Genomic DNA, 26,564 nt, shown 5'->3' on the forward strand with positions numbered 1-26,564 from the left:
CTTAAGTGGGCTGGTTTGATGAACAGATCAGGCAGAGAATAAAAAGTGACCAGGATATATTTGAGGATTCCATATTTAATATGGCCTCCTCTGTCATCGGAAGAAAAGCTGCCAAGCAGATCAGTGATGACAGAATAGTCACAAAGGCTGCCTTGGATGAGATAATTAAATATTTTGGCTTCAAACCAAAAAACGACGTCTTTAATGATCTGCAGGAAGAAATTGACATGCAGAACATTCTAAGGCCTTATGGCATTGTGTATAGGGATGTGGAGCTGGATGATGAATGGATGAATGAAGGCTATGGTCCTGTAATAGGAAAGCTTGTCAGCAGAGACCTTGTGATAGCTCTTTTACCAGCCCCGTTTAAAGGCTACTACTACATTGACTATGAGAAGGGGAAAAAAGTTAAAGTCACCAAAAAGGTAATGGAAGACATAGACAAAGAAGCGGTGTGTTTCTACAAGCCACTTCCGGGTAAAGAACTTGGCATTAAGGATCTGATCCTTTATATGCAGAGCTGCCTAAACTTATCGGATATTGCCTTTTACGCGAGCCTTATGCTGATTTATACGCTTGCTGCCTATCTGGCTGCTCCACTTGTAGAGTTTATTACTAGTTTTGTACTTGATAGCGGCAACTATTCTATTTTAGCGGTAACAGGACTGTTTTTGATTTCTGTCAGTCTCTCTAAACTACTTATTAAAAGTAGCGCAGATATGGTTTTGGAGAGAATAGAGATAAAAACCGGAATCAGCGTAGAAGCGGCGGTTATGAACAGAGTATTGGGGCTTCCTGCCAGGTTTTTCAGAAATTATACCGCTGGTGAACTTTCATCAAGGATTAACTCAGTTACCAACTTGTGTGACCTTATAAGCACAAACCTTATATCTATGCCGACAACTCTTATTTTTTCATTTGTCTATCTGGCGCAGATAAAAAACTTTGCTCCTGAGCTTGTTCTTCCTGCAATTGTGATAACTTTTGTTTCGCTCTTGTTTTCTATTGTTTCTATAGTGATCCAGGCGGGAATAACAAGAAAGATCCTCCAGTACGATGCCCACGAGGATGGTATTACTTATGCTTTTATAAATGGCATTCAGAAGATAAGACTTGCAGGGGCAGAAAAAAGAGCTTTCGCAAAATGGGCCAATGACTATAATGACAGCGCCAATTTAAATTATAGTCCTCCAACTATCATAAAGCTCAATAAGACAATAAATATTGCAATTGGTTTTATAGGAACTATGGTCTTATATAATGTTGCGGCACGCAGCAATATTTCAGCTTCGGAGTACATGGCCTTTAACACTTCTTTTGGTCTTTTGACAGGTGCTATGGCTTCCATTTCAGGAGTGGCCCTTTCAACTGCCAATATCAAGCCTATTCTCACTCTGGCAGAACCTATACTCCATGCAGTTCCTGAAGTTACAGAGGGCAAAAGACAAATTGAGAGCCTGAGTGGAAGTATTGAAATAGCAAACGTTCATTTTAGATATGATGATGAAAGCCCTGAAGTGCTAAAGGGGATAAGCTTCAAGATAAAAGCCGGCGAGTACGTTGCTATTGTAGGTAAGACAGGCTGTGGAAAGAGTACTCTTATGAGACTTTTACTTGGCTTTGAAACTCCTGATAAAGGCGCGATTTATTATGATGGAAAAGAAACTTCGAAACTTGACATGACTTCTCTTCGCAGAAAGATTGGTTCTGTAACTCAGAATGGAAGCCTTTTCCAGGGTGATATTTATTCAAATATAGTTATCACGAACCCTCTTTTAACAGTTAATGATGCCTGGGAGGCAGCAGAAATAGCCGGGATTGCTGATGATATCAGAGAAATGCCAATGGGCATGAACACTATCATTGCTGAGGGGCAGGGAGGAATCTCCGGAGGGCAAAAGCAAAGGCTTATGATTGCAAGGGCTGTGGCACCAAAGCCCAGGATCCTGATGCTTGATGAAGCCACTAGTGCCCTGGATAATATCACTCAGAAGAAAGTCTCAAATGCTCTTGATGGGCTAAAATGCACCAGGATAGTGATTGCCCACAGACTATCCACAATCAGAAACTGCGACAGGATTCTTGTGATGGATGACGGCAAGATAGTTGAAGAGGGTAGTTACGATACGCTTATTGCAAAAGATGGCTTTTTTGCTGAACTTGTTAAGAGGCAGCAGCTGTAGAAGTTTATAATTACTTAATTTGTGTGAGTGCAAGGAGTTTTGGTAAAATACTAGTTGTGTAATTGTGAAAGCAGCGAAGTTATGTAGCAATTCGCAGGAATCACATAGACGGAGAGAAGAAGATGGGGAAGAGACTTACAAACGAAGAAATTTATCAGCAGTATCATGACAAGGTTTTTGCATATATCAGAAATCATGTAAATCAGATAGAGGATGCAGAGGATTTGTGCGAGGATGTCTTTGTGAAGATCTACAGCAAGATAGACACCTTTGATGAGAAGAAGGCCAGCATATCAACTTGGATTTATGCAATGACCAGTAATACTGTGATTGACTTCTACAGGACTAATCATATTCACTCTGAGATTCCAGAGGATCTTGCTGAAGATAAGAGCCTTATTGAGGACGAGATCCTGAACATGGAATCGCTTGATAACCTCGCAAAGGCCTTAAAGAGCCTGCCACAGGAGCAGATGGACATCATCGTACTCAGATACTACCGTGGACTTACACTTCAGGAAGTTTCACAGCAGGTAGGCCTCTCCTACGGCATCACTAAGCTCCGCCACAGAGAAGCCCTCGGCCGATTAAAAGATATACTAGGGGAGTAATATTTACAATAGAAAATGCCATAGCCTGCGATGCGGGCTATGGCATTTTCCTATATCAAAAAAGCGCATCCATATCTTATACCAAGAACAGATTGTGCCTCTTGGCGAAATTGGATTGCTAGTGTATGATACATGAAGCTAGATAAATACAGTGCACTATATTATTTGATCGAAGAAGAGGAAAGATTTCATGAACAATAATGAGAAGACACCAACATATAAAAGAGTTCTTGCCATGATCGGACTTATACTGATCGCTGGACTTGTCATAGCATTTCTGTGTGTGGCTTTATTTGGAGGTCCTGGTTCCAAGGATTTATTTATGGGACTTGCTGGAGCAATCGTTGCTGTTCCTATCATGCTCTGGCTCCTTCTGTGGGGGCTTAGCGCTATTACAGGAAGACATAATATTGCTTCCCTTGATGCAGGCTCATCCAACAAGCAGCATGACAAATTCGGCAATGTGATCCCTGATGGAGAAATTGATACTGTAGTATTTGATATAGGAAATGTTCTTACAGATTTTGCATGGGAAGGTTTCCTTAAGGCTAAGGGCTATGACGATGAGATGATAAAGCGCATAGCAAGAGCTACCGTTGAAAGTGATGACTGGGTTGAGTATGACAAGGGAAATCTCACTAATGATGAGATTGTTGAAAGATTTGTGGAAAACGATCCGGAAATCGGGGATGAATTAAAGAATGCATTTCAGAATATTGACGGCATTATCTTAAAGAGAGAAAAGACAATTCCCTGGATCAGGGCTCTTAAGGCAGCAGGCTACAAGGTTTTATACCTTTCTAACTTCTCAAAGCAGGCTCTTGAGGGATGCCCGGATGCCATGGCATTTCTTGAGGAAACAGATGGCGGTATCTTAAGCTATAGAGACCACGTGGTAAAGCCAGATCCAGCAATCTATCACCTTTTGGAGGAAAGATATGACCTTACTCCGGCAAAGACTGTGTTTATTGACGACACACCCGTTAATATAGAAACAGCAAGAAATCTTGGCTGGAAGGGAATCATTTACAAAGATTATAAGCAGACAGTAGAAGAACTTTCAGAAATGGGTGTACAGCTATAAGTAGCGTCAATGTCCACAATTTACAGATAATAGTAGAAAGAGGTTTCTGACAATGATCCAGAATCTTGAGTACTACAAAGTTTTTTACTATGTCGGAAAATTAAACAGTATTACTTCTGCAGCCAAAGAGCTGTCTATATCGCAGCCTGCTGTCAGCCAGTCCATTCACCAGCTGGAGAAAACTCTGGACTGTGCTCTTTTTCAGCGAACCTCAAGAGGCATGCGATTTACTTCAGAGGGCGAACTTTTATACAGGTATGTGGAAAGAGGATACGAGCAGATAGAACTGGGAGAACAGAGACTGCGCCAGATTCAGCATCTTGATGCAGGAGAAGTCAGGATTGGAGCCAGCGATATGACGCTTAGATTTTTTCTTTTGCCATACCTTGAGAAGTTCCATGAGCTCTATCCAGGGATCAAGGTTACTGTAACCAATGGCCCCACCCCTGAGACCCTTCAGTATCTCAACGAGGACAGGATTGACTTTGGCGTTATTTCTACGCCCTTCGAGGAAAAGGAGGGCTATAGCTATTTCCCTGTTTCAACTATAGAAGATACCTTTGTGGCAGGAAGACGCTTTATCCAGTACAAGAATAGAATGCTGGACTTTAGTGACCTTCAAAAGATTCCCCTTATTCTTCTTGAGGGCAACTCCAGCACCAGAAACTATATAGACACTTTTTTAAGTGACCATGGCGTGGACATCCAGCCGGAATTCGAACTCTCAACCAGTGATATGATAGTTCAATTTGCCCTTAGAAATCTGGGCGTGGGCTGTGTGGTTAAGGATTTTGCAGAGGAATACCTTGAAAGTGGAGTCCTCTTCGAACTTCGTTTTAACTCCGTAATCCCTAAGAGAAAGATCTGCGTGATCACAGATGAGTCAAGGCCGCTGTCTATTGCGGCGTCGAGGTTGATTGAACTGATAAAGAACTGAAAAAAATAAAAAAGAAATATTGAAGACTAAATACTTTCATGCTATTATTTATCAAGAACTGAAAAAGATAAGTGACACGCGAGTTTGAAAACGGCTACAAGCCAGAATAGGAGCGGCTTTCAATGAGTTTTGAAAATGACAATAATGTCAATGAGAACAGTGTTGAGGATATCGTTTCAAGATACAGACCCGAAGTTTCCAAGTTAGTTCCATATTTAAGATGGCTCAAGGATAATGCCAAATCAGAGGTGGCTCAGAGTTACAACTCTAGTGACCTCAAGTCAATGCCGTTTCCGGTATATGATTCTAATCTACTTGCCTTTGTTAAGGCAGCACAGTCTACTAATTTATTAGATCGCAATTATGTTTATGTTTATTCCAGGAATCGTTTGAATAGTGCCAAGGATGAGCTCTTGTTCATTGCTGATGCAGACATCAGGAACATGGAGGATCTGGCAGGAATTTTGTCCAAGTATATTTTGTCAGGTATGACAAAGGGTACAGTCTGGGCAGAGGGAGTTGCCAACGGTGTGCTCTACAATACGGTTTGGAAGATGGATGAGCTCTGCAGAGTCTGGGGACATGAGAGCGACAAGCCAATAGCGTAAGAGAACCTGATAGTTTGAATGCCTTACGCAAATCGATGAGAGAACGGAAGGCATTAGTGAAAATAATAAGGGAATGGGAGAAGTAAATGGGAGAGAAGTCCGCACAGAAGAAAAAGCATATTCTGGATAAGGCCAGAGTTGTTTTTTCCGAAAAAGGCTACAAAAACGTAACTATGAAGGACATTGTTGATGTCTGCGACATTAGTCGTGGGGGTCTTTATCTTTATTTTTCCAGTACAGAAGAACTGTTTCTGGCAGTTCTTGATAATGAATTTGATGAGGATGATGAAGAGGCAGTTGCAGCAGCACTGTCTGGCGAAGCATCTGCTGGTGATATGCTGGCTCTTTTCCTTAAGGAACAGAAAAAAAGCATTCTCAGAAAAAAGAACAACATCACTATCGCTACCTACGAATATTTTTTTAATCATAAAGTTTCTTCAAAAGATAATCCACTTAAAAAACAATTTAATACAGCTGTAACCATTGTCGAAAAGCTCGTAGAAAACGGAATTGAAAATGGTGAATTCTATTGCGAAAATCCACTTGGATTTGCCCGCAATTTAATGTACGTGGTGGAAGGTCTCAAGATCATGTCCAAGACTTGTTCTATTTCAGAGGAAGCTATCGATAATGAATTAATGTATATTTTAGAGGGATTAGTCCCGGAAGAGTAAAGTGCTTAATATTTTATTAAGCACTTTTTGTATGATATAGGCGTCATAAGTCACAATTGCGTACATGCTTGCATGTTAAGCGATTCGTATATCATACAAAAATTTACACCTACAAAACAGTATGTTTCTGGAGTAATATCCAGTTCATAGATATATAAGAAGGAAGAGGAGAAATTATGAGCAGTGTAAGACGAATCTACGTAGAAAAAAAGGAACCATTTGCTGGCAAGGCCAGAGAGCTTCGCCATGAAATCAAGGGCTACCTTGGCATTAATAGCGTCGAGAATGTAAGGATCTTTATCCGTTATGACGTTCAGAACGTTTCGGATGAAGTTTTTGAAAAGGCCTGCACAACAGTCTTTTCTGAGCCACCAGTAGATATTCTTTATAGAGAAAATATAGATATTCCTGAAAATGCAAGAGTATTCAGCATTGAGGCACTTCCAGGACAGTTTGATCAGAGAGCAGATTCTGCGGAGCAGTGCGTACGCTTTATTAAGGGCGACGAAGAACCTGTTATCAAAACAGCAGTAACTTACATGCTCATTGGAAATATATCAGATGCAGAACTTGAGAAAATCAAGGACTACACAATGAACCCTGTTGACTCAAGGATTGCAGATGGCAAAAAACCTGAGACACTTGTGGAAAACTATGAGGATCCTGAGGATGTAAAGATCCTCGACGGCTTTAAGGATATGGCTGAGACTGACCTGAAAGCTCTCTATGAGTCACTAGGTCTTGCTATGACCTTCAATGATTTCAAGTGGATCCAGCAGTATTTTAATGACGATGAGAAGCGTGATCCATCAATGACTGAGATAAGAGTTCTTGACACCTACTGGTCTGATCACTGCCGCCATACAACCTTTGGAACTGAGCTTAAAGATATCTCTTTTGAAGAGGGCTTCTATGCTGAGCCAATCAAGGCTTCATATGAAGACTACCTTGCAGCAAGGGATGCGCTTTATACAACAGATGACAAGAAAAAAGAGAAATTCATCTCCCTTATGGACATCGCTCTTATGGGCATGAAGAAACTTAAAAAAGATGGCAAGCTCACAGACATGGAAGAGTCTGAGGAGAACAATGCCTGCACAGTAGTTGTTCCAGTTGAGGTTGACTATGGAAATGGTCCTGTAGTTGAGAACTGGCTTGTGTTCTTTAAGAATGAAACTCACAACCACCCTACAGAGATTGAGCCATTTGGTGGAGCTGCTACATGTCTTGGTGGCGCTATAAGAGACCCGCTTTCAGGAAGAGGTTATGTATACCAGGCTATGCGTGTAACTGGCGCTGCAGATCCTACAGTTCCGGTAGCTGAGACCATGAAGGGCAAGCTTTCACAGAAAAAGCTGGTAAGAGGCGCAGCAAGTGGCTATTCATCCTATGGTAATCAGATCGGTCTTGCAACTGGTTATGTAAAAGAGGTATATCACCCAGGCTATGTAGCTAAGAGAATGGAGATTGGTGCTGTAATGGGCGCTGCTCCTCAGGAACACGTAATAAGAGAAAGTGCTGATCCAGGAGATATCATCATCCTTCTTGGTGGCAGAACAGGTAGAGATGGCTGCGGCGGAGCTACAGGCTCATCCAAGGCTCACGATTCCAAGTCACTTACAAGCTGCGGAGCAGAGGTTCAGAAGGGTAATGCGCCTACAGAGCGTAAACTCCAGAGACTCTTTAGAAGACCAGAAGTAAGCGAACTTATTAAAAAATGTAACGACTTTGGTGCCGGCGGTGTTTCTGTTGCAATCGGAGAACTTGCACCAGGTCTTGATATCAATCTTGACCTTGTTCCTAAAAAGTATGCAGGTCTTGATGGAACAGAACTTGCAATCTCAGAATCTCAGGAGAGAATGGCTGTTGTAGTTGCGCCAAAGGATGCAGACAAGTTCCTTGATTTTGCAGCACAGGAGAACCTTGAAGCCGTTAAGGTTGCAGTAGTAACAGAGGAACCAAGACTTGTTCTTAACTGGAGAGGCAAAAGAATCGTTGACATAAAGAGATCCTTCCTTGATACAAATGGAGCACACCAGGAAACTACAGTTAAAGTAGAAGCTCCTGTTCAGGCAGATAACTATTTTAACAAGATTGCAAGTAAGGATGTTGAGGCTGCTCTTACAAAGGGCGATGTTAAGGCAGCACTTGAGGCTGAGCTTTCGGACCTTAATGTATGCTCACAGAAAGGCCTTGTAGAAATGTTCGACTCCTCTATCGGAGCTGGTTCAGTTCTCATGCCTTATGGTGGTAAGTATCAGCTTACAGAGACACAGGCTATGGTAGCTAAGCTCCCTGTTCTTGGAGGCAAGACAGATACAGTAACCATGATGAGCTACGGCTTTGATCCATTCCTTTCAAGCTGGAGCCCATATCACGGTGCTGCTTATGCTGTAACTGAGTCTGTAGCAAGGATTGTGGCAAATGGTGGTGACTATAGAAACCTCCACTTCACATTCCAGGAGTATTTTAAGAGAATGACACAGGATCCACAGCGTTGGAGCCAGCCATTTACAGCGCTTCTTGGTGCCTTCGATGCCCAGATGAAGTTTGGCATTGCCTCAATCGGTGGTAAGGACTCAATGTCCGGATCCTTCAATGAGATAAACGTTCCTCCTACATTTGTTTCTTTTGCCGTAGATGTGGCAAATGGCAAGGATATCGTTACACCTGAGCTCAAGGCAGCAGGAAATAAGCTTGTTCAGTTCAAGATTGCCAAGGATAAGTATGACCTTCCTGATTATGAAAAGGTTATGAAGCTCTATGGAGAGATTACAGGCCTTATGAGAAAGGGCATCATCGTTTCAGCTTATGCTGAGGACTGCTACGGACTTGCAGCAGCTCTTTGCAAGATGGCATTTGGTAACGGTCTGGGCGTTAAGATTTCTGATGGTGTTGAGGCAAAAGAACTGTTTGCTAACGAGATAGCTGATATTGTTGCAGAGGTTTCAGCAAAAGATCTTGCAGAGGCACTTAAGGTAGACGGTGCTAGAGAAATCGGTGAAGTTACTGAAACAGCAGAGTTTGCGGCTTGCGGTGTAAAGGTTTCAATGGCTGAAGCACTAGATGCTTGGAAGAGTAAGCTTGAGAAGGTATTCCACTCAACTGTTAACGAAGAAAAGACACCTGTAGAGTCACCTCTTTACAAGGCAGAGAACATCCACATCTGCAAAAACAATGTGGCAAAGCCTACAGTATTTATCCCGGTATTCCCAGGAACAAACTGCGAATACGACAGTGCTCAGGCCTTTGAGAGAGCTGGCGCTGATGTTAATATAAAGATTTTCAGAAACAGAAATGCACAGGATATTGAGGAGTCCGTAAAAGAGTTTAAGAAGGCTATAGAGAATGCCCAGATCATCATGTTCCCAGGCGGCTTCTCAGCTGGTGATGAGCCAGACGGAAGTGCTAAGTTCTTTGCAACAGCCTTCCAGAATGAGGAGATTAAGGCAGCAGTAGAAGATCTTCTTCAGAACAGAGACGGACTTGCACTTGGTATCTGTAACGGTTTCCAGGCTATGATCAAGCTTGGACTTGTGCCTTATGGCAAGATCACAGGTCAGAATGCTGATTCACCTACACTGACCTTTAACACAATAGGAAGACACATTTCCAAGATGGCTACGATCAAGGTTGTATCCAATAATTCACCATGGCTGTCACAGGCTGAGCTTGGCGGAGTATACACAAACCCAGCTTCTCACGGAGAGGGACGTTTTGTAGCTCCAGAAGCTGTTCTTGATGAGCTTTTTGCTAACGGCCAGATTGCAACTCAGTACTGCGATCTTGATGGAAATGTGACTATGGATGATGAGTGGAACATCAATGGTTCTTACAGAGCTGTTGAGGGTATCCTTTCACCAGATGGACGCTGCCTTGGTAAGATGGCTCACTCAGAGCGTCGCGGTGACGGTGTTGCCATCAACATCTACGGCGAGCAGGACCTTCGCATCTTCGAAAGCGGTGTAGCTTACTTCAAATAATGGCTACGCGGGAGTTTACGGCGAACAGGACGGGAGTGCGGGCACATGACTTTGCTTCAGCAGGGCACACATTTTTTGCTCCTGTTGAACTAAGCGCTCCGATGAGCCCTGAACATCAATACCTGCGTGCAAAGGCACTTGGCATTGATAGGTCTCATCTCCGCAGTTCAAAAAGTCGCAAAATAATGTGCACTCCTGCCTTAGCAGAAGTCATGTGCCTCGCACTCCGCTGTGCTACGGCAGTGAACTTCGCCCGCTTTTGAAAAGGGCGTTTTGTGAGAAAGAGTGCTTATTACATGAAACAACTGCTCTTGTTAGAAATAATGAGTTGCAATGAATTACACAAATAGTAGTGGTATAGATACACAGCCAGTTTTTTCGAGAATATGTACATAGTCAGATCGATTTTAGTTCTGTGGAGATGAGACCTATCAATATCGAGTGCCTATGCACGATGATATTGATGTTTAGGGCTCATCGGAACGTTTAGAACTATGAGAGCTGACATGTACATATTTCGAAAAACCTGGCGTCAGGATAGAACTAGGAGGAAGAATGAAAGCAAGACTGATACTTGAAGACGGGACAGTCTTTACAGGTAAACATATAGGTGCAGACAAGGATGTGATAAGTGAGATTGTGTTCAACACATCAATGGCTGGCTACACAGAAGTTTTTACTGATCCCTCATATGCGGGACAGGCTGTGTGCATGACCTATCCCCTTATAGGCAATTACGGAGTTTGCCTGGATGACATGGAGTCAGAAAAGCCCTGGGTTGATGCCATCATAGTAAGGGAATTGTCGCATGTGGCATCAAACTTTAGATGTGATATGACAGTACAGGAATTTATGGACAAGTTCCAAATTCCTGGAATTGAAGGCATAGATACAAGAGCCCTTGTAAGGCTTCTTAGAGATAAAGGAACTATGAACGGCCTCATCACAACCAATGAGAGCCTTACCTATGATCAGGTAAAAGAAAAGCTTCATGCCTACACAACCGGAGATGTTGTCAGCAAGGTTTCCTGCAAGGAAAAGAAATTCCTAAAAGGCGTAGAGAGCCTTTCAGAGAATGGCCCATTGTCTGGAAGTGCATCTTTTAACAAGGAAGATTATGAGGCTTCTCTTAAGGGAGACCTGTCAAAGAGAGAGAAAAGACCTGCAATTGTCAAGGAACTGAATGGAAGAAAAACAAGACCACTTAAGATTGCACTTCTTGACCTTGGAGCCAAAAAGAACATAGCAGATTCCCTTGCTGCAAGAGGATGTGATGTGACAATCTATCCTTTTGACACCAGTGCAGAGGAAATCCTTAGGGATAAGCCTGATGGAATCATGCTGTCAAATGGCCCTGGAGATCCCAAGGATTGCCGCGGAGTTATAGAGGAGATCAAAAAGCTCTATGCTTCTGATGTGCCAATCTTTGCAATATGCCTTGGACATCAGCTTATGGCCCTTGCCACAGGAGCTGACACCTTCAAGCTTAAGTATGGTCACAGAGGTGGAAATCACCCGGTAAAAGACCTTACTAACGGCAGAGTGTACATTTCATCCCAGAACCATGGCTATGTAGTTGATATGGATAAACTTGATAGGAATGTTGCTGAGCCAGCATTTATAAATGTAAATGATGGAACCAATGAGGGCCTTAAATATGTGGGCAAGAACATTTTTACGGTTCAGTTCCACCCGGAGGCATGTCCTGGACCTCAGGATTCAAGCTACCTATTTGATAGATTTATAAACATGTGCGAGGAATGATAAGTTATGCCAAAGAATAAAGATGTAAAAAAGGTTCTGGTAATTGGTTCAGGACCTATAGTAATAGGACAGGCTGCTGAGTTTGACTACGCTGGAACACAGGCCTGCAGATCTCTTAAAGAAGAAGGAATTGAAGTTGTCCTTGTAAACTCAAATCCTGCTACCATCATGACAGATAAGGATATTGCTGATGAGGTTTATATCGAACCTCTTACAGTCAAAGTCCTTGAGCAGATCATAGAAAAAGAAAAGCCTGATTCAATTCTTCCAACCCTTGGAGGACAGGCTGGACTTAACCTTGGAATGGAGCTTGACGAGTCAGGATTTCTTGCTTCTCACAATGTAAAACTTCTTGGTACTACAGCAGAGACTATCAGAAAGGCTGAGGATAGACAGGAATTTAAGGACACCATGGAAAAGCTGGGCCAGCCTGTTGCAGCTTCTTTGGTTGTACATAACGTGGAAGACGGTATTTCTTTTGCTAGTAAGATCGGATACCCCGTAGTTCTGCGTCCTGCCTATACTCTTGGAGGATCAGGCGGCGGTATTGCCTACAACCAGGCCCAGTGCGAAGAAATCCTGGAGAACGGCCTCAGGCTTTCAAGAGCCAATGAAGTATTAGTTGAAAGATGTATTGCTGGATGGAAGGAAATTGAGTACGAGGTAATGCGTGACAGCCTTGGAAACTGCATTACAGTCTGCAACATGGAAAACATTGACCCTGTAGGCGTTCACACAGGTGACTCAATCGTTGTTGCTCCTTCTCAGACCCTTTCTGACAAAGAATATCAGATGCTCAGAAGTGCAGCTCTTTCTATTATTGACGAACTTAAGATTACTGGAGGATGTAACGTTCAGTTCGCCCTGCACCCTACAAGCTTTGAGTACTGCGTAATTGAGGTTAACCCAAGAGTTAGCCGTTCATCAGCCCTTGCAAGTAAGGCAACCGGATATCCTATCGCCAAGGTTGCTGCCAAGATTGCCCTTGGTTACACCCTTGATGAGATCAAAAATGCCATCACAGGCAAGACCTATGCAAGCTTTGAGCCTACCCTTGACTACTGCGTAGTTAAGTTTCCAAGGCTTCCATTTGATAAATTCATTACTGCCAAGAGAACCCTCACAACTCAGATGAAGGCTACAGGCGAAGTTATGAGCATCTGCACAAACTTTGAAGGTGCTATGATGAAGGCCATCAGAAGTTTGGAGCAGCACGTAGACTGCCTTACAAGCTATGACTTCTCAGACCTTGATGATGATGAGCTTTTAGAGAGATTAAAAATAGTTGATGACCAGAGAATCTGGGTTATAGCTGAGGCTTTGAGACGCGGAATAAGCCACGATCAGATTCACGACATAACCATGATCGACCTTTGGTTTATAGATAAGCTTCATACCCTGGTCAAGATGGAACTAAAGCTCCTTAGATGCGGAGAAAAAAATACTGCAGGTAAAACAGGCACTTTAGAAGATGCCAAGAAAGTAATAAGCTTTGAGACACTTTTGGAAGCAAAGCGCCTTGAGTATCCTGACACAGTTATTTCAAGACTTACAAGATTCCCTGTGGATGTGTTAAAAGAGCTTCGTGATTTCTACAATATTCATGCTACCTACAAGATTGTAGATACCTGCGCAGCTGAGTTTGCGGCAGAGACACCTTACTACTATTCAGTTTATAACGGCCCTGATTCAGAAAACGAAGCTGGAGACCTGGAAAATTCAGCTGATGTAGAAAATGCTGAGCGCAAGAAAAAGATTCTTGTTCTTGGTTCTGGTCCTATCAGGATTGGACAGGGTATTGAGTTTGACTACTGTTCAGTTCATGCCACATGGGCCTTCAAAAAAGAGGGTTACGAAACAATCATAATCAACAACAACCCGGAGACAGTAAGTACCGACTTTGATATTGCTGACAAGCTCTACTTTGAGCCTCTTACAGCTGAGGATGTTGAGAATATCGTTCGCCTTGAAAAGCCAGACGGAGCAGTGGTTCAGTTTGGTGGACAGACAGCAATCAAGCTTACAGCTGACCTTATGAAGATGGGCGTCAAGATCTACGGTACAGATGCCAAGGATGTTGATGCTGCAGAAGATAGAGAAATCTTTGATGAAATCCTTGAACAGACACAGATAAAGCGTGCTCAGGGAGCAACAGTTTACACTGCCGAGGAAGCCAAGGAAGTTGCAAACCGCCTTGGATACCCTGTTCTTGTAAGACCTTCCTACGTTCTTGGAGGTCAGGGCATGCAGATTGCTCTTTCCGATGAAGAGATCGAGGAATTCATGAACATTATCAACAGATATGCTCAGGATCATCCAATTCTTGTGGATAAGTACCTTCAGGGTGTGGAAACAGAAGTGGATGCTGTATGTGATGGAGAAGACATTGTAATCCCAGGTATCATGGAGCACATCGAGAGATCAGGTATCCACTCTGGCGACTCAATATCTGTTTATCCAGCCCAGTCTCTTTCAGATAAGGTAAAAGAGACTATTGCTGAATACACAAAGAGACTTGCCAAGGCACTTCACGTAATTGGTCTTATCAATGTTCAGTTTATTGCAGTGGGAGATGAGGTTTACATCATTGAGGCAAACCCAAGGTCATCTCGTACTGTTCCTTATATCAGCAAGGTTACAGGTATTCCTATCGTAGATCTTGCAGCTCAGGTAATGATGGGCAAAAAGCTAAAGGATCTTGGCTATACACCAGGCCTTCAGCCAGAAGCTGACTACGTAGCTATCAAGATGCCAGTATTCTCTTTTGAAAAGATAAGAGGAGCTGAGATCAGCCTTGGACCTGAGATGAAGAGTACAGGTGAATGCCTTGGAATCAGCAAGAGCTTTGATGAAGCGCTTTATAAGGCCTTCCTTGGCGCAGGAATCAACCTTCCTAAGTACAAGCAGATGATCATTACTGTAAAAGATGCAGATAAGGGCGAAGTAATTGATATAGCAAGGCGCTACAAGAAGCTTTGCTATATCATTTACGCCACAAGATCTACTGCAGATACCTTAAACGAAAACGGTGTATCTGCAAGAAAGATCAACCGCCTTAGCCAGGAGTCACCTACGGTCATCGACCTTATCCTGGGCCACAAGATCGACCTTGTTATTGATACACCTACCCAGGGCCGCGACAAGACCCGTGACGGCTTTATAATCCGCCGCACCGCCATTGAGACTGGTGTCAACGTAATCACCGCCCTCGACACAGCCCGCGCCCTCGTAACCAGCCTTGAGAGCGCAAGCTCAGAGGAAGCTCTAACCCTCGTCGACATAGCAAGGATTTAACCGCGCCCGCCGCCCAGGCATGACGCGAGCGATATTCATGGAAGTTTTTTTCGTCTGTGTAAGAAGGATGTAGTCATGAGGCTTCTGGAAGGTCATAAGAATTCTGCTTCGGTTCAACATGTCCGAGCACCAGAAGGCAGCTTTTTACTCGCGCCAGTTCCCGTAGTGCTCGTCACTGACAAATGCAGATTTTCTTAGATGTTTCCGCAGTTTTTCTTCTAATGCGCATACTGCAGCGTAAACTTGCAGGACGGGGAATACATGTATATATGAAAATGCCATTTGACGCATTGCGTCATAAAGAAAAGAGGAATCAATCTTTCAAGCTAGCTTGAAGAATTTGATTCCTCTTTTCTTGTAACGCCCGCATCGCGGGCTATGGCATTTTCTATCGTAAATTATTTTTCCCGTCCTGCTTCAGACAACGCTTCGCATGCGCGGGAAAAACTGCTATGGAAACATTAGAAAATCGCATTTGCCATCTAAGACTCGCATAGGAAACTAGCCGACTCGCAAGCGCTGCCCTGGTGCGAGTTTTGAACCGTAGAATTCTTATGCGCCTTCCAGAAGCCCATGAATACCCGTGCTGAAGCCGTGTGATCAAGAGTCATTTATGACTCTTGGCGCTGGTGCACGCAAGCTTTAGCTTGCAATCTTCATCTGTGCACCAGTCGCATCCTTAGCGGAGCGTTTTTGTGTCATATGACACAAAAAACTTTCTGAATGAGCGGGAGTCATGCCCAGGCGGCGGGGCGGTTCAGAGCGCATTGCTTCGGCGGGCACTACTCTGGTGGGAAGAACTCTGGCGGTGCGGTTGTGGTGCGCGGGTTTAGGTGCGGGCGGCGTTGTGGCAGGCGACGAGGTGGCCGCCTCCGATGTCGATGAGGGAGGGGACGGAGTGCTGGCAGGTGGCTGCCTTTGAGGGGCAGCGTCTGCAGAAGCTGCACTCGGCGCCAAGGTTTATGGGACTTAGGACCTCACCCTCGAGAGTTATCTGGCTTTGACGTCTCTTTTCCTCGGCTAGAGGGTCTGGGATTGGAATAGCTGATAAAAGAGACTTGGTGTAGGGATGGATAGGATTCTCAAAGAGTTCATTTGTTTCTGCCATCTCTACTATTTTTCCCATGTACATTACGGCAACTTTGGTAGAAATATGACGCACCATGGCCATGTCATGCGCTATAAAAAGATAGGTAAGCCCCATTTCTTTCTGAAGATTCATAAGCATATTTACCACCTGGGCCTGAATACTCACATCAAGAGCAGATATTGGCTCGTCCAGGACCAGAAATTCAGGTTGGACTGCAAGAGCTCTTGCTATGCCAATCCTCTGACGCTGGCCGCCGGAAAACTCGTGGACAAACCTGCCTGCGTGCTCACTGGTAAGGTCAACCAGCTTAAGTAGTTCGTAGACCTTGCTCATGCGTTCAGCTTTGTTTTTGTAGAGCTTGTGAACATCAAGCCCCTCGGCCACAATGTCAGCTACTGTCATTCTCGGATCGAGGCTTGCGTAAGGATCCTGGAATATCATCTGAACCTTCTTTTTGTACTCTTTAAGCTGCTGGTGCTTGAAGGTGGATATGTCCTGTCCCTTGAACAGTATCTCACCGGAAGTCTTCTCGTAGATACCAATTCCAGTTCTTCCGCAGGTTGTCTTCCCACAGCCAGACTCTCCAACAAGCCCCAGAGTTTCACCTTTTCTTATGGCAAAAGAAACATCGTCAACAGCCTTAAGGACTTGTCCCCTTTCCAACTTAAAATGCTTCTTTAAATGTCTAACTTCAAAAATCACTTCATTTTCCATTATTTAAACTCACTTTCATCCAGTGCATGTAACCAGCAACTAGCCTCGTGCCCCTTGTCAAAACTGTAGGAAGGCGGCATCTCTTTTGTACAGATATTCATGCAGTGCTTGCACCTGGAACTAAAAGGACAGCCTGGATTTGGATTTATAAGATCTGGCGGTGAACCTGCAATAGAGACAAGAGTGTCAGAGCGTTTATTATCTACCCTCGGAACTGCCTCGTGAAGCGCCTTGGTATAAGGGTGCTTGGGGTTATAGAAAATATCTTTTGCACTTCCATGTTCTACGATAACACCTGCATACATGACAGCTACCTCGTCTGCAATGCCTGCAACTACGCCTAGATCGTGGGTGATCAGTATGATTGATGAACCATACTCATTTTTTAAACTTCTTAAAAGTTCCATGATCTGGGACTGTATAGTCACATCAAGAGCAGTTGTTGGCTCATCTGCAATCAGAAGCTTTGGATTGTTGGCAAAGGCAATTGCAATCATGACTCTCTGCCTCATGCCGCCTGACAGCTCGTGTGGATACTGTTTGTAGCGACGCTCAGGATCTGTGATGCCGACCAAGGACAAAAGCTCAACAGCTCTTTTCTTGGCATCCGTTTTTTTCATTTTGTTGTGATGAAGGATGTTTTCAACAATCTGCTTGCCTACAGTCATTGTAGGGTTAAGGGAAGCCATAGCATCCTGAAAGATTATAGAAACATCGCCTCCCCTGTAGCTTTGCAGCTCTTTTGCGGAAAAAGAATTAACATCTTTTCCCTCAAATAAGATTTTGCTGCTCTTATCAATCTGGCCGGGCTCGTGAATGAGCTTTAGTATCGATCTTGCAGTAACTGACTTGCCGCATCCCGACTCACCAACTATAGCCAGAGTCTTTCCCTTTTCAAGAGAAAAGGATACCCCTCTTACAGCCTGTACAATGCCGGCATAGGTGTGATAATCAACTTTAAGGTCTTCAACCTTTAATAATTCATTAGCCAAAGTAAACCTCCATTTAACGGATATTTCTGGGATCAAGAGCATCCCTCAGCCCATCTCCAATGAGATTGAAGGCCAAAACTGCGATGACCAGAATCACTGCAGGAAAGAACATCTGCCAGGGATAGAACTGCATCTTGGTCTTGCCATCAGAAATAAGAACGCCAAGAGATATGATGTCGCCTCCAAGCCCCATTCCAAGAAAGCTAAGCGAAGCTTCCGTAAAGATATAGTCAGGGATTGACGAACATAGATCCAGGATCAGCAGCGAAATAGTATTTGGCAGAAGGTGCTTTAATATGATCCTGAAAGGGCTGCTTCCAAGCATCTGCGAGGCCTGAACATATTCGGATTCCCTAAGCTGCATGATCTGGCCTCTTACGATCCTTGCGGTTCCAACCCAGGAGGTTATGCACATGGCAACGAGAAGTCCAGCCACGTTTTTACCAACAACCATCATGATCAGCAGTGTCACAAGAAGTGACGGAAAAGATGTAACGATTTCAATTATTCTCATCATGACAGAGTCAACCTTGCCTCCAAAGTAAGCCATTATTCCGCCGTAGGCACAGCCTACAAGGAGCTGTATCATAGAGCACACAAGAGCAATGATAAGGCTGAGTCTTGCTCCAATCCATATGCGGGAAAAGAGATCTCTTCCCAGCTGGTCACTTCCAAACCAGTTCACTGAATTGGGAGATATATTTCTATTTGCAGCATCTATTTCCGTGTAATTTGTGTTACTAATAACCGGACCAAAGATAATGAAAAATATAAGAAGTATCAGGGAATATAGTGCAAAGATAGCTATCTTATTTTTCTTAAATCTTATCCAGGCGCCGCGCCAGTAGGAGATAACAGGCCTTGTTATAACATCGGCATTATTGCTGATTCCTACGTGGGCTTTTTCTTCTAAAGTTAGTATCCTATTCATCGCTTACCTCCGCTGATACGTATCCTTGGATCAATCACTGTATACAGAATATCTGTGATAAAGATCACAAAAATGTAGATGGCTGATAGGATTACGGTTTCGCCCATTACAATGGTCACATCCTGTGCGGCAACTGCATTTACGTAGTATAGGCCAAGGCCAGGAATAGAAAAGACACTTTCAATAAAGAACGATCCTGTGATACACATGGCAACAGACATGGGAAGTCTTGTCATGACAGGTATCAGGGAGTTTCTTAGAACGTGGCGGGTTATGACTTCTCTTCTTGAAAGACCCTTGGATTCTGCTGTCAGGATATAGTCCTGATTCATGGTATCAAGCATAGACACCTTAAGGAGTCTTGCGTAGGAAGCAATATAGCCAAAGCATCCGGCAAAGGTAGGAAGGATAGTGTATTTCCAGCCTCCAAACCACTGGTTTGAAGAAGGCCATCCGATAACCGGAAACCAGCCAAGCTTACCTGCAAAGAAGGCTTGCAATAAAAGGGCAAATAAAAGAGTCGGGACTGATATGAGAAGTATTGATAAAACTACCACCAGATAGTCCCAGATAGAGCCTTTTTTGACAGCCGCCAAAACTCCCAGAAGAAGGCCAAGAGTAACTCCAAGTAGCATCTGCTGAATGCCAAGCCTTGCGCTTACTGGGCCTTTTTCTGCAATTATCTGCTGGACAGTTTCTCCTTCGTAGATTACAGACTCTCCAAAGTCTCCTTTTAAAAGACCTTTCATGGTGATGAAATATCTTTCCATTATGGGCTTATCAAGGCCGTACTTGGCATAGAGCCTTTGAGTGACTACATCCGGTAGCTTTTCAACTCTTTTTGACAGAGCATCACCTGGAGTAAGTGCCAGTAGGAAAAAGGTTGCACTTGCTATCACAAAAAGTGTAGCAAGTGCAATGATCAACTTTTTAAATATGTATCTTAAGATATTCATAAAGTCATCCTTAGTGTTTTACAATATAGGCTCTTGAGAACTCGAAGTCTGCTCCGAAGAGTGGGTAGCTTACATTCTTAACATATGACTGGGCGTAGATCTGGGCATTGTCAAAATAGAGAGGGTCAACACCGCCTTCTTCAAGAAGAAGGTTTTCTGCCTTTGTAAATAACTCAAGGCGCTCGTTCTCATCAAGACTTGCGTTAGCCTTGTTGTAGAGCTCGTCGTACTCAGGATTTGAGTAGCCACCCATGAATCTTGCATATCCGTTATCTGTTACAAACAGTCCCAGGAAGTTTGCTGGGTCGTCATAATCTCCGAACCATCCCATTGTGTAGAAGTCATACTGATAGCTGTCGCGGGCTTCCTTCCAGCCTGTAACATCAGGGAAGGTCTCAACCTGTACTGTTACGCCAAGCTTGGACTCAAGCTGCTGTACGTACCACTCATAGATGTTGTTATCAAGTGTGCTAGGTGAGTAGTTTATTGTAGTGAGAGTTACATCCTCAGCAGTTCCTTCTACGCCTGCCTCTGCCATACCTTCTTCAAAAAGAGCCTTAAGTGCTGCTGGATCGCTTGCAAGGGCAGCGTTCTCTGAGTTATTCAAGATGTCGCCTGCTTCAGAACGGTATTCTTTGCCGCCTACTGTGATTCCGTAAGGTACAAGTCCATAAGCAGTTGTTGAAAGGCCGTTTCTAAACAGAAGATTGTATTCTTCTCTATCAAGGGCAAGTGTTATAGCCTTACGAACCTTGGCATTAAGCATAAGGCCTGAAGGGCCTCCGTTTCCTGCTGGGTGCTGGTCAAAAGAGATATATGTAACAGAAGGTGATGTTGAGATGATCCTTACAAGAGTTCCATCATCAACAAGTGACTGCCACTTATCCACATACTCAAGGTCAGAGAGCTTTAAGATATCGACCTGCTGTGACTCAACAAGTTGAGCCTGTGTTGAGAACTCATCTACAACCCGGAGGTTAACCTGTGTAAGATGAACATTCTCAGCATCCCAGTACTGATCATTCTTTTTTAGAGTCATTGAATTTTCAAGCACTCTGTCAGAGATAACAAAGGGTCCGTTAAACACATGGAGAGTGTAGTCGTTACCCCAGTTTTCTCCAGCACTTTCTGCTGCATCAATAAGGTCTTTTCTAATTGGGAAAAGAGGAAGCATTCCAGCCTTCTTTAAGAAGGAAGGATTTGCTGAGTTTAAGGTTACTTCAAAGGTGTAGTCATCAATGAGCTTAATAGCCACATCCTCTTTTGAACCTGTTCCGTCGTAGTAATCCTGAGCTCCCTTGATATCATCTGCTGCAAGGAAGGCATAGGAGAAGGCTTTTTCAGGATCTATAAGTCTGAACCAGGAATCAACATAGTTCTGTGCTGTTACCTTTTCTCCATCGCTCCATTTTGCATCATCTCTAAGGCTGAAAGTGTAGGTAAGACCGTCGTCTGAAACAGTATAGCCTGTAGCTCCAGCAAGCTCTGTGTGGTCAATGCCATTTTCGTCTGTGAAGGTTCTAAAGAGTCCCTCCTGAACCTGTGACAGAACCTGGAACTCATTGGAGTTTCTTACATCATTTACGTCCAGAATAGCAAGATCTGAATAGGTAAGATTCAGTACCTGCTCATCTGCAAGTTCAAGCTCTCCTGAATCTGCAGAAGCTCCTGAATTTGAATTTGCAGCTTCAGTTGTTGCAGCTGCCGCTGTACTTGTAGTAGTGCTGCCTGAAGTAGTAGTTGAATCATTCTGTGCTGATGTATTATTTCCACAACCGGCAAGGATTCCTGTTATAGTTGTTACTAAAGTTAGTGCTAGTGCCAGTGATTTCTTTTTCATAATCGTCTCCTTTTCAAGTATTTATCATGTGTTTGCACGTTTGAATTGCGTAAAACTAATTTATCTCACAGCCATGGGAATGTAAATTAAGAGGATATTATAGCCACTGATAAATTTCGGTTTTCACTAGGTTTGTCCGCAAGATACAAAATTACTGATGAAAATTGCTAGAAATGAGGACAACTGGCCAATCTTTGATTATAAAAATGTGATACACTAATGTTAAAACTAACGAGGGGACTATTATGAAAAAAAGATTAGTGGTGATGTGCCTTGGCGCATCTTTGATCATGTGCTGCGCTTTTTGCGTGGGTTGCAGCTATACCGGGATTCCGATTGTGGATAACTACATAGATGAGAAGGCAGATGACCTTGCAAGTGCCGGGATATCATATGTTGTGAAAAATGCAGATGACTATGCCAGTATGGGAATGTCCTACATCAGAGATAATGCAGACGACTATGCCAGTATGGGAATGTCCTATATCAGAGATAATGCAGGTGATTACGCCAGTATGGGGAAATCCTTTGTGGAAGAGAAGTCTAGTGAACTATTATCAGGGGATGGAGAGGAATCCTCAGCTCTTTTTACTTCTGCTTCTGATGTGAATCTTAGCAATCCTTCAGGTGATGGCAAGAATTATGTTTTTTCCTATGGAGATGAGGAGTTTTCAGTAGTTCGCTGGGATGAGCACTGGAAGATTATTGATTCCTATAAGATAGAGAATACAACTGACATGGTCTTTATCTGCCAGGCTCTTATTAATGTGTATCCTATCCACGGGGCTGATATGGAGAGCTTTAGAACAGCAGAGGATATGGCCTATGAGTGGGTACAGCACAATATTGCCTATCAGTATCTTCCGGAGGACAACGAGTGGAGGGTAAAATCCAAGGATGTGGACTTTAACCCGGAAGATCAGGGCAAATCATTTATCCAGATTTATGAGGAGAGAACAGGCAAGGAGTTCAAATTATCAGATTTCATGGGAAAATAGGGGGGTATATATGTCTAAGATAATCTACGAAAATCCGCTGGATTCACAGGAATGCATAGGGGACTTTATTTTGGAGGGGAAGGCCGAGATTTCTTTTCCCGAGGGAGCAATGCGCCTTAAAAACGCACTTAGTCCTGAGGAGGGACAGAAGGCCAATTTCGTGTTGTGGTGTCCTGTATCATTCCCTTCAGATGTAAGGATTGACTGGGAGTTTAGGCCCCTTGAGGAGCCTGGGCTTGCCATGATGTTCTTTGCAGCCAAGGGAAGGAGCGGAGTCTCTATATTTGATGAAACTCTTAGTAAGAGAACAGGCGAATACAAGCAGTATCATAGCGGCGATATCAACGCCTTCCACGTTTCCTATTTTAGAAGAAAAGAGCCTGATGAGAGGGCTTTCCATACCTGTAATCTTAGAAAGAGCTACGGCTTTCACCTAGTAACACAGGGAGCGGACCCAATCCCTGATGCCAGCCCTGATTCACAATGGTATGAGATATCAGTAGTTAAGAAATCCGGCAAGGTTACCTTTTTTGTAGGGGGCCTTCAGATATTTGAATTTGATGACGACGGAGTCACCTACGGAGATATCCTGACAGGCGGCTGCATTGGCTTCAGACAGCTTGCGCCTATGGTTGCAGAGTACAGGAACTTGCGAGTCACCTGGTTATGAGGGAGGAACAATCATGACGAAGTCATGATCTGGAATGACAAAAAATTACGTGAACAACAAGAAAAAAGCGTAGGAGTTCACGTAAGATATAAAACATGAGTGCTGACAAATATTCGGAATGTAAAGGATGTAGAGATAATGAAGATTTTGGTGATAAATGGCCCTAATTTAAATTTTCTGGGTATAAGAGAAAAAGCAGTCTACGGCAATCAGGACTTTAACTACCTGTGCGATATGATCCGCAAAAAGGCAGCTGATGATGGCTATGAGGTAGATCTTTTCCAGTCTAATCATGAGGGAGCCATAATAGACAGAATCCAGGAAGCTTACAGCGATGGCACAGACGGAATCGTCATAAATCCTGGGGCTTACACACACTATAGCTACGCTATTCACGATGCTCTAAAGAGCCTTGAAGATGTTATCAAGGTAGAAGTCCACATTTCAGACATACAGTCCAGAGAGGAATTCAGAAAGGTTTCAGTAACTGCCCCTGCCTGCCACAAGCAAATCTACGGACATGGACTTCCCGGATACTTGGAAGCTATGGACTTCATCGCAGATGCGCTGCACGACCGCTCATAACTAATCATGGCTGCTATAATTTGAATCTACTGCGTAGTCATCAGCTGTCGAAGGCTACGGATGGCTAGGGGCCATTATAGTGTACTGACTCATTCATAATTAACCAAATTGCTTGTATCTGAATTCATCTACTTTGTCACAAAATCTCGACAATGCCCGCATTGTCATCGATTTTATTTCCTTGTAGATAAACCCATATACTGCGCAATTTGATTAAAGATGAACAAGTCAGCACACTAGTGCTGAATTTACAGCGTTTTACAGCTTTTTTCATGTTTTATAAAAATGGGATACGTTAAAAAATTATCAATACATCTGGAATTCTTTTTCTTGCGAAAAGGTTGTAACAAGTAATTGAAATATTTGTTTCTTCACTTGTTAGCCCTACTGCTCTTACATCTTTTTCTTCAAAAGAGTAGGAATAGTAGTATTTTAAAGTGAAGAAGTTTGGACAAAGGGCAAGAATTGCCAACAATGCTACAGCTTTTTTTAGAAAAGAATAATAAAAGATGTAAGGCAAAAATTTGCTCGTGTCTTTTTTTATGAAAATAGTATTTTGGATGTAAATATAGATTATTGATGTTCCTCAGAAAATCAATAATTGTTCTGGAAATGATAAAAATCATCAATAGCAGCTGTTGACAGCAGCATTGTCCTAAAATAGAATAAAATGTGTTAGCAAAAGCTAACATAATGAGCGAATCATGTGAGTTCCTCTTTATCATAACGGCACCTATGACCGGTTATGAAAAGAGGAATTCTGTGTTTAAGAGGAAAGGAGCAGTGCAAATGGAATATTTGGAAATTGAGAAAGTAGTTGGAAGAGAAATACTGGATTCGAGAGGAAATCCTACAGTTGAGGCAGAGATTACCCTAGTTGACGGGACTGTGGCTTTGGGGACAGCTCCAAGCGGTGCATCAACAGGTGAGTTCGAGGCTCTTGAGCTCAGAGACGGAGATAAGTCAAGATACCTCGGAAAAGGAGTTACAAAGGCAGTTGAGAATATCAATACTGTTATTAGCAAAGCAATCGTAGGTATGGATGCCTCAGATACGTACGCAATTGATGCAGCAATGATCAAAGCTGATGGAACAAAAGATAAGTCTAATCTTGGAGCAAATGCAATTCTTGCTGTTTCTATTGCTACAGCAAGGGCAGCAGCTAAGGCCCTTGATATCCCCTTATACAGATTCCTGGGCGGTGTATCAGGAAACAGACTTCCCGTTCCAATGATGAACATTTTAAATGGCGGAGCACACGCAGATAGCGCTGTCGACACACAGGAATTTATGATCATGCCTGTTGGTGCACCTTCATTTAAGGAAGCGCTTCGCTGGTGCGCAGAAGTTTTCCATAATCTGAAAAAGCTTATCAAGGATATGGGAGATGTAACAGCTGTCGGAGATGAGGGTGGTTTTGCGCCTAACCAGCTAAGGAGCGATGAAGAGGCAATTGAGAAGATTCTGGAAGCTATAAAGGTAGCAGGTTATGAGCCTGGAAAAGATTTCATGATCGCAATGGATGCAGCAGCATCAGAGTGGAAGAGCGAGAAAGGAAAAGGCTTCTACAAGCAGCCTAAGTCAGGAAAAGAGTTTACATCTGATGAACTTATCGCACATTGGGAGAGTCTTGTAGATAAGTATCCGATCATTTCTATCGAAGATGGACTTGATGAAGAAGACTGGGAAGGCTGGCAGAGAATGACAGCCAAGATTGGAAACAAGGTACAACTTGTAGGTGATGATCTTTTTGTTACTAATACTGAGCGTCTTAGCAAGGGAATATCTCTTGGTGCAGGTAATTCTATCCTGATCAAGCTTAATCAGATTGGCTCAGTATCAGAGACTCTTGAAGCAATCAAGATGGCGCATAATGCAGGTTACACAGCAATTTCATCCCATCGCTCAGGAGAAACAGCTGATACTACAATCGCAGATCTTGCAGTAGCCCTTAATACCTGTCAGATCAAAACTGGTGCTCCAAGCCGTTCAGAACGTGTCGCTAAATACAATCAGCTTCTTCGCATCGAGGAGCAGCTCGGCGACAGTGCTGTTTATCCTGGAATGGCAGCGTTCCATATCAAAAAATAAGAAAAAAAATTACTGTATCCGGGATACTGTGTCATTTCACATGTTGATGAGACTATTTCAAACCTGTATACTGTTATCTGATGAGAACTGTGACTTCTTGCGGGCAAAAGCAGAAATAGCCCGCAAGAATCCAGCAGATTAAAGAGGAAAAGCATGGTATGAAAGAATCTATTAAAAAGAACTTGGGAAAGATATTGATATGGGGAACAGTAGCTTTTTTTACAATCCTTTATTTCAGTAAAAGTTTCCCAATCTGCCGGACTATAGATTTCCGGCAGAAGGGTTAGCTTCCTTTCTTGGGCGACCACGTGGCCGCTTGGGTTTTATTTCAACTTGATCCTTTGGCTTCGGCTTTCGCCCGCGTTTCTTAGGCTCAGGCTTTGGAGCCGGCTTTGAAAGCCCAAGAGCTTCGAGCTCTTCCATTGCGGTTTGTATTGTGTGCACCCAAAACCCGTCAGCGGATGATGGCTCTGCAGGTGCATCCGCCCTACGCCATGCTGATGAAAGATCATCCATGAGTTCACCATAGGACATCTGTTTCAGAAGTCCAGCATTTTCG

At 43.3% G+C, this 26,564-nt stretch carries 19 protein-coding genes and 1 pseudogene; 13 read left to right on the forward strand and 7 right to left on the reverse strand.

Translation table 11 applies throughout. The annotated features are described in order from the left end of the window. The first annotated feature begins 5 nt into the window (after positions 1–5). The 9 genes from BLO53_RS16045 (at position 6) to carB (ending at position 15,138) form a co-directional block, all read left to right on the forward strand. Positions 6–2,183: an ATP-binding cassette domain-containing protein gene (locus BLO53_RS16045; protein ID WP_092063885.1), complete on the forward strand. Its 2,178-nt coding sequence runs from the start codon at positions 6–8 to the stop codon at positions 2,181–2,183. A 122-nt stretch (positions 2,184–2,305) separates the two neighbouring features. Next, entirely contained in the window at positions 2,306–2,794 is a 489-nt protein-coding gene (locus BLO53_RS16050) for an RNA polymerase sigma factor (protein WP_092063888.1), read from the forward strand. A gap of 190 nt (positions 2,795–2,984) precedes the next feature. Next, positions 2,985–3,878 (forward strand): HAD family hydrolase, encoded by an 894-nt coding sequence (locus tag BLO53_RS16055; protein WP_092063891.1) that lies wholly within the window; start codon positions 2,985–2,987, stop codon positions 3,876–3,878. A 52-nt stretch (positions 3,879–3,930) separates the two neighbouring features. Beyond that, positions 3,931–4,815 carry a LysR family transcriptional regulator gene (locus BLO53_RS16060; RefSeq protein ID WP_092063894.1) on the forward strand — a complete coding sequence of 295 codons (885 nt, stop codon included), beginning with the start codon at positions 3,931–3,933 and terminating at the stop codon, positions 4,813–4,815. A 122-nt stretch (positions 4,816–4,937) separates the two neighbouring features. Further along, complete coding sequence (locus BLO53_RS16065; RefSeq protein ID WP_051196766.1) at positions 4,938–5,423, forward strand: hypothetical protein; 486 nt, start codon at positions 4,938–4,940, stop codon at positions 5,421–5,423. 86 nt (positions 5,424–5,509) lie between these two features. Next, the gene (locus tag BLO53_RS16070) at positions 5,510–6,097 is read left to right on the forward strand and encodes a TetR/AcrR family transcriptional regulator (RefSeq protein WP_092063897.1); all 588 of its coding nucleotides are present in this window, start codon (positions 5,510–5,512) and stop codon (positions 6,095–6,097) included. A 176-nt stretch (positions 6,098–6,273) separates the two neighbouring features. After that, positions 6,274–10,080, forward strand: a complete 3,807-nt coding sequence (locus tag BLO53_RS16075; RefSeq protein WP_092063900.1) for a phosphoribosylformylglycinamidine synthase — start codon at positions 6,274–6,276, stop codon at positions 10,078–10,080. 555 nt (positions 10,081–10,635) lie between these two features. Then, entirely contained in the window at positions 10,636–11,844 is a 1,209-nt protein-coding gene (locus tag BLO53_RS16080; RefSeq protein ID WP_092063904.1) for a carbamoyl phosphate synthase small subunit, read from the forward strand. Positions 11,845–11,850: 6 nt separating this feature from the next. Further along, a complete protein-coding gene (gene carB, locus BLO53_RS16085; protein WP_092063907.1) occupies positions 11,851–15,138 on the forward strand; it encodes a carbamoyl-phosphate synthase large subunit in 3,288 nt (1,095 codons plus the stop codon). Positions 15,139–15,967: 829 nt separating this feature from the next. Here carB and BLO53_RS16090 read toward each other — a convergent pair. Genes BLO53_RS16090 through BLO53_RS16110 form a run of 5 tightly spaced genes read right to left on the reverse strand, consistent with a single transcriptional unit; the run spans position 15,968 to position 21,661 of the window. Continuing rightward, positions 15,968–16,942, reverse strand: coding sequence for an ABC transporter ATP-binding protein (locus BLO53_RS16090; RefSeq protein ID WP_092063909.1), 975 nt, complete (start codon positions 16,940–16,942; stop codon positions 15,968–15,970). Then, on the reverse strand, positions 16,942–17,934 hold the full coding sequence (locus tag BLO53_RS16095) for an ABC transporter ATP-binding protein (RefSeq protein ID WP_242875395.1): 993 nt from the start codon (positions 17,932–17,934) through the stop codon (positions 16,942–16,944). The genes BLO53_RS16090 and BLO53_RS16095 overlap by 1 nt, the downstream gene beginning before the upstream one ends. A gap of 13 nt (positions 17,935–17,947) precedes the next feature. Continuing rightward, positions 17,948–18,865: an ABC transporter permease gene (locus tag BLO53_RS16100; RefSeq protein ID WP_092063915.1), complete on the reverse strand. Its 918-nt coding sequence runs from the start codon at positions 18,863–18,865 to the stop codon at positions 17,948–17,950. After that, positions 18,862–19,821 (reverse strand): ABC transporter permease, encoded by a 960-nt coding sequence (locus BLO53_RS16105; protein WP_330365632.1) that lies wholly within the window; start codon positions 19,819–19,821, stop codon positions 18,862–18,864. Before BLO53_RS16105 ends, BLO53_RS16100 begins: the two co-directional genes overlap by 4 nt. Before the next feature lie 10 nt (positions 19,822–19,831). Continuing rightward, the gene (locus tag BLO53_RS16110; protein ID WP_092063918.1) at positions 19,832–21,661 is read right to left on the reverse strand and encodes a peptide ABC transporter substrate-binding protein; all 1,830 of its coding nucleotides are present in this window, start codon (positions 21,659–21,661) and stop codon (positions 19,832–19,834) included. A gap of 245 nt (positions 21,662–21,906) precedes the next feature. On the opposite strand from BLO53_RS16110, the gene BLO53_RS16115 reads away from it, so the two are divergent. The 3 genes from BLO53_RS16115 (at position 21,907) to BLO53_RS16125 (ending at position 23,914) form a co-directional block, all read left to right on the forward strand. Further along, positions 21,907–22,659 (forward strand): hypothetical protein, encoded by a 753-nt coding sequence (locus BLO53_RS16115; protein ID WP_092063921.1) that lies wholly within the window; start codon positions 21,907–21,909, stop codon positions 22,657–22,659. A gap of 10 nt (positions 22,660–22,669) precedes the next feature. Beyond that, on the forward strand, positions 22,670–23,329 hold the full coding sequence (locus BLO53_RS16120) for a DUF1961 family protein (RefSeq protein ID WP_092063924.1): 660 nt from the start codon (positions 22,670–22,672) through the stop codon (positions 23,327–23,329). A 138-nt stretch (positions 23,330–23,467) separates the two neighbouring features. Further along, positions 23,468–23,914, forward strand: a complete 447-nt coding sequence (locus tag BLO53_RS16125) for a type II 3-dehydroquinate dehydratase (protein WP_092063927.1) — start codon at positions 23,468–23,470, stop codon at positions 23,912–23,914. 295 nt (positions 23,915–24,209) lie between these two features. On the opposite strand, the gene BLO53_RS16130 is transcribed toward BLO53_RS16125, so the two are convergent. After that, complete coding sequence (locus BLO53_RS16130; RefSeq protein ID WP_092063930.1) at positions 24,210–24,434, reverse strand: hypothetical protein; 225 nt, start codon at positions 24,432–24,434, stop codon at positions 24,210–24,212. Positions 24,435–24,703: 269 nt separating this feature from the next. On the opposite strand from BLO53_RS16130, the gene eno reads away from it, so the two are divergent. Next, the gene (eno, locus tag BLO53_RS16135; RefSeq protein ID WP_092063933.1) at positions 24,704–26,005 is read left to right on the forward strand and encodes a phosphopyruvate hydratase; all 1,302 of its coding nucleotides are present in this window, start codon (positions 24,704–24,706) and stop codon (positions 26,003–26,005) included. A gap of 261 nt (positions 26,006–26,266) precedes the next feature. On the opposite strand, the pseudogene BLO53_RS19500 reads toward eno, so the two are convergent. Then, a pseudogene (locus BLO53_RS19500) lies at positions 26,267–26,564 on the reverse strand (hypothetical protein); the annotation flags it as partial.

It is taken from the genome of Butyrivibrio sp. INlla14, from assembly GCF_900102515.1.
Lineage (GTDB): Bacteria > Bacillota > Clostridia > Lachnospirales > Lachnospiraceae > Butyrivibrio.

Excerpts from the sequence above, each read along its gene's own strand:
- BLO53_RS16050 (WP_092063888.1), top strand. The coding sequence starts at position 2,306 with ATGGGGAAGAGACTTACAAACGAAGAAATTTATCAGCAGTATCATGAC.
- BLO53_RS16055 (WP_092063891.1), top strand. The coding sequence starts at position 2,985 with ATGAACAATAATGAGAAGACACCAACATATAAAAGAGTTCTTGCCATG.
- BLO53_RS16060 (WP_092063894.1), top strand. The coding sequence starts at position 3,931 with ATGATCCAGAATCTTGAGTACTACAAAGTTTTTTACTATGTCGGAAAA.
- BLO53_RS16065 (WP_051196766.1), top strand. The coding sequence starts at position 4,938 with ATGAGTTTTGAAAATGACAATAATGTCAATGAGAACAGTGTTGAGGAT.
- BLO53_RS16070 (WP_092063897.1), top strand. The coding sequence starts at position 5,510 with ATGGGAGAGAAGTCCGCACAGAAGAAAAAGCATATTCTGGATAAGGCC.
- BLO53_RS16075 (WP_092063900.1), top strand. The coding sequence starts at position 6,274 with ATGAGCAGTGTAAGACGAATCTACGTAGAAAAAAAGGAACCATTTGCT.
- BLO53_RS16080 (WP_092063904.1), top strand. The coding sequence starts at position 10,636 with ATGAAAGCAAGACTGATACTTGAAGACGGGACAGTCTTTACAGGTAAA.
- carB (WP_092063907.1), top strand. The coding sequence starts at position 11,851 with ATGCCAAAGAATAAAGATGTAAAAAAGGTTCTGGTAATTGGTTCAGGA.
- BLO53_RS16090 (WP_092063909.1), bottom strand. The coding sequence starts at position 16,942 with ATGGAAAATGAAGTGATTTTTGAAGTTAGACATTTAAAGAAGCATTTT.
- BLO53_RS16100 (WP_092063915.1), bottom strand. The coding sequence starts at position 18,865 with ATGAATAGGATACTAACTTTAGAAGAAAAAGCCCACGTAGGAATCAGC.
- BLO53_RS16105 (WP_330365632.1), bottom strand. The coding sequence starts at position 19,821 with ATGAATATCTTAAGATACATATTTAAAAAGTTGATCATTGCACTTGCT.
- BLO53_RS16110 (WP_092063918.1), bottom strand. The coding sequence starts at position 21,661 with ATGAAAAAGAAATCACTGGCACTAGCACTAACTTTAGTAACAACTATA.
- BLO53_RS16115 (WP_092063921.1), top strand. The coding sequence starts at position 21,907 with ATGAAAAAAAGATTAGTGGTGATGTGCCTTGGCGCATCTTTGATCATG.
- BLO53_RS16120 (WP_092063924.1), top strand. The coding sequence starts at position 22,670 with ATGTCTAAGATAATCTACGAAAATCCGCTGGATTCACAGGAATGCATA.
- BLO53_RS16125 (WP_092063927.1), top strand. The coding sequence starts at position 23,468 with ATGAAGATTTTGGTGATAAATGGCCCTAATTTAAATTTTCTGGGTATA.
- eno (WP_092063933.1), top strand. The coding sequence starts at position 24,704 with ATGGAATATTTGGAAATTGAGAAAGTAGTTGGAAGAGAAATACTGGAT.